Origin of the sequence: Mesorhizobium sp. Cs1299R1N1 (assembly GCF_037179655.1) — a bacterium.
Lineage (GTDB): Bacteria > Pseudomonadota > Alphaproteobacteria > Rhizobiales > Rhizobiaceae > Mesorhizobium > Mesorhizobium salmacidum.
Genome location: NZ_JAPYKR010000123.1, coordinates 1 through 498 on the forward strand (window position 1 = coordinate 1; position 498 = coordinate 498).

General features: G+C 62.4%; 1 protein-coding gene. It reads right to left on the reverse strand.

What is annotated here, in order from left to right; genetic code table 11:
- Positions 1-38: 38 nt before the first annotated feature.
- A partial coding sequence (locus O7A70_RS34005; RefSeq protein ID WP_337144233.1) for a transposase occupies positions 39-498 on the reverse strand: 460 nt, incomplete at its 5' end.

A 498-nucleotide genomic window follows, 5' to 3' on the forward strand; every position in this document is an offset into this window, starting at 1 on the left:
GGGACTGTCAGGAATTCTGTGCGCGAGGCCGGTTTTCGTCACTGGCTGACGAACCTTTCGCCGAACACGACGGCGAACTGGGTCTTGGCCTCGAACCACTCGCGCGGCGGTCGCTTCCACTCCTCGGCCGCATGGTTCAGCACCAGATATAGCAGCTTCATGGCTGCGTCGTCATTGGGGAAGTGTCCTCGCGTTCGAACGGCGCGGCGCAGTTTCGAATTCAGCGCCTCGATGGCGTTGGTCGTGTAGATGATGCGACGCACGCTCTCCGGATAAGCGAAGAACGGCACGACGTGCTGCCAGTTGCGCCGCCAGCTCTGCGTGATTGCCGGATATCGCTGCCCCCAAAAGCCAGCCTCGAAGTCCCCCAGCGCCTTCATGCCGGCCTCGGCGTCCTTGGCCCGGTAGATTGCCCTGAGCGCCGGCACGACGGCTTTACGATCCTTCCACGACACGAACTCGAGGGAATGGCGGATCAGGTGTACGATGCAGGTCTGC